Annotated in this window: 4 protein-coding genes; 1 reads left to right on the plus strand and 3 read right to left on the minus strand. The window is 55.3% G+C overall.

Translation table 11 applies throughout. The features are described 5' to 3' along the window. Positions 1–667 (plus strand): CPBP family intramembrane glutamic endopeptidase (locus ACH2EH_RS03880; RefSeq protein ID WP_395139150.1); only part of this gene is annotated, 667 nt, incomplete at its 5' end. Here the strand turns inward: ACH2EH_RS03880 and ACH2EH_RS03885 are convergent. The 3 genes from ACH2EH_RS03885 to ACH2EH_RS03895 all read right to left on the minus strand — a co-directional run. Beyond that, entirely contained in the window at positions 664–1,659 is a 996-nt protein-coding gene (locus ACH2EH_RS03885; protein WP_395139151.1) for an acyltransferase family protein, read from the minus strand. The genes ACH2EH_RS03880 and ACH2EH_RS03885 overlap by 4 nt on opposite strands. A 57-nt stretch (positions 1,660–1,716) precedes the next feature. Beyond that, positions 1,717–2,049 (minus strand): hypothetical protein, encoded by a 333-nt coding sequence (locus ACH2EH_RS03890; RefSeq protein WP_395139153.1) that lies wholly within the window; start codon positions 2,047–2,049, stop codon positions 1,717–1,719. A gap of 3 nt (positions 2,050–2,052) precedes the next feature. Beyond that, the coding region (locus ACH2EH_RS03895; RefSeq protein ID WP_395139154.1) for an AIR synthase-related protein at positions 2,053–2,192 on the minus strand (140 nt) is incomplete at its 5' end.

Genomic DNA, 2,192 nt, shown 5'->3' on the forward strand with positions numbered 1-2,192 from the left:
GATCAGCACGCTACTGCTCTGGAAAAACGGCGGCTGGGCCGCCTTCCGCAGCCCCACGCGGTTCCACGGCTTCGATGACTATAGCCTCTTCAATATCGCCGTCTTGCTCCTGCCGCCCCTTACCTGGATTCTCGTCGCCCTGCGCCGCGAGCTCAGCGACTTCGGCCTGACCCCTGGCAACGCGCGAGGTGCTCTGCTCTTCTCCTTGGTGATCGGCCTGGCCTATATCCCCGTACTGGCGCTCTTCTCCGGCCAGAAGCAGTTTCAAGCGTACTACATTCCCTGGCTCAGCTCCAGTGGGATTCTCTACGGGATGGAGTGGCACGGCGGGCAGTACACCGGCGGCAAGATAGACTACGGGCGCTTTCTCTACCACGAGACCGTGATGTGCTTCTACATGTTCGCGTGGGAGTGGTTCTTCCGGGGCTACCTGCTCTTTGGCCTGCGTAAGATCATGCCCACCTGGGCCGCCGCTATCGTCCAGGCGCTCCCCTTCTTTGTCCTGCACCTAGGCAAGCCCCCCGCCGAGTTCTGGTCATCGCTACCGGGGGGAATCCTCCTCGCCCCGGTCGCCATTCGTTTCAAATCGTTTCTCCCGTGCTTTCTCGTCCACTACATCATCTCGCTGGGCAACGACATCGCGGCGCTGTATTTCCATTTCCGCTAGGAATTTTTACGCGCGGCCACATAGCGCGCCAGGCGATGTGAGGGACGCTCGACAATCAAGTAAAAAATGTAAGGTACAACGAAGGCGAGAAGTAATGTCGCGCTATGTAAAGTGAACTTCGGCCAGTGCAGATTTGCAGGTAAGAACAGAAACCGATGACCGATAGGATGGAGAAGATAGAGCGAGTAGCTCCAGAGGCCAAGTTTCTCAAAGCGCGGCGTATTTTTAGGGTTTCGATAGTAGCCAATCTCCAGTCCCAGCCAGCCGACAAGAGCACAGGCAAAAAGATTGAGTGTGAAGCAGTTGCTCGCCAGTGGAGAAGCTACATGAAATTTCACCACACGGAGGGCAATGCTCGTAAGAAAGATGGCACCACGTACCAGAGCAAGCCTTGCCATAGAGAGTTCCGGGAAGTGAGTATAGTTCTCCGCAAGCCAACACCCCATTAACCAACACGGCAACCCCACAAGCCAGGTCCAGAGCCCCAGTGCTGTGTAGCCATTGTGTGCGATCCGCAGCAGCTCCAGGTTCGCCATAGTAAGCCCAAGAGCAAGGAGCATTGTCGCTGTAATCAGCTGTTCCCAGGTAAATTTCTTTCGCAGAAGAAAGAGAAGTGGATACAAAAGGTAATAGATAACCTCACACAAAACGCTCCAAAAGATACCAAAATCTGGTGCCTGAGGAATCTCACCAAGTGCCCTCCAGAGACCAATAGCAGCCCCGGCAGGAACAAGAATTCGAATGAGACGACGTGTGTAGTAGGAATAAAGCGGCAGTACGGTTCGCGTTTGATAGGGATAGTGGATACAGAAACCGCTGATCACAAAAAAGACAATCACAGCCGCCGGGCTATTAAACAGATTGGCAAGCCCATTCTGTATGTTAGTCGCCAGTGCTACCGACAGTGGAACAGGAATTCCTATGTGCCCCAAAACCACCAGCGTAGCACACAGAAAACGTAGACTATCCAGCCCGCGAATCCGCTCATGCACTGCTAACTCCCCGAATGAAACGCATACTCATCGGCTGATTATACACATTTCAAGCGGTTAAAACGACCAGATATTGTAGCATGCTCCATTCCTGGGCCACTCCAGCCAAGCATCGAGGCCCAGCTCGGGAATCTGTACACGGCGACGGCGTAGTTTTCGATAGTGGATAGTGAGTTTCCAGCCCGCCTGGTGGCGCTGTTGCTCTCTTTTAAACCACTTCCCCACACGCGTCGGCTCAGAGATCACGGTCGGTTGCGCAGGATTGGTTGTCCGATTCCCAAGTAGCCGACCGCCACGCGGCGTGCAGCGCTTCTTAAACCAGGTATGGCAGGCTTTCTTGCTCCCGGCCACGCAGTTGAAGGTCTGCTCGTCCTCATCAAGTTGGGTCATCGGCTACTCGACAACGATCTGTGGCTCGCCTTCCTCCACGCGCCCGATCACGGCACGCGTCTCGACACCGTGTTTCTGCAATGCCGTCAGCAGCGACGCCAGCTTGCCTGGTGCGACCGCAATGCAGAGCCCGCCGGAGGTCT

Source organism: Armatimonas sp., assembly GCF_043760365.1.
Lineage (GTDB): Bacteria > Armatimonadota > Armatimonadia > Armatimonadales > Armatimonadaceae > Armatimonas.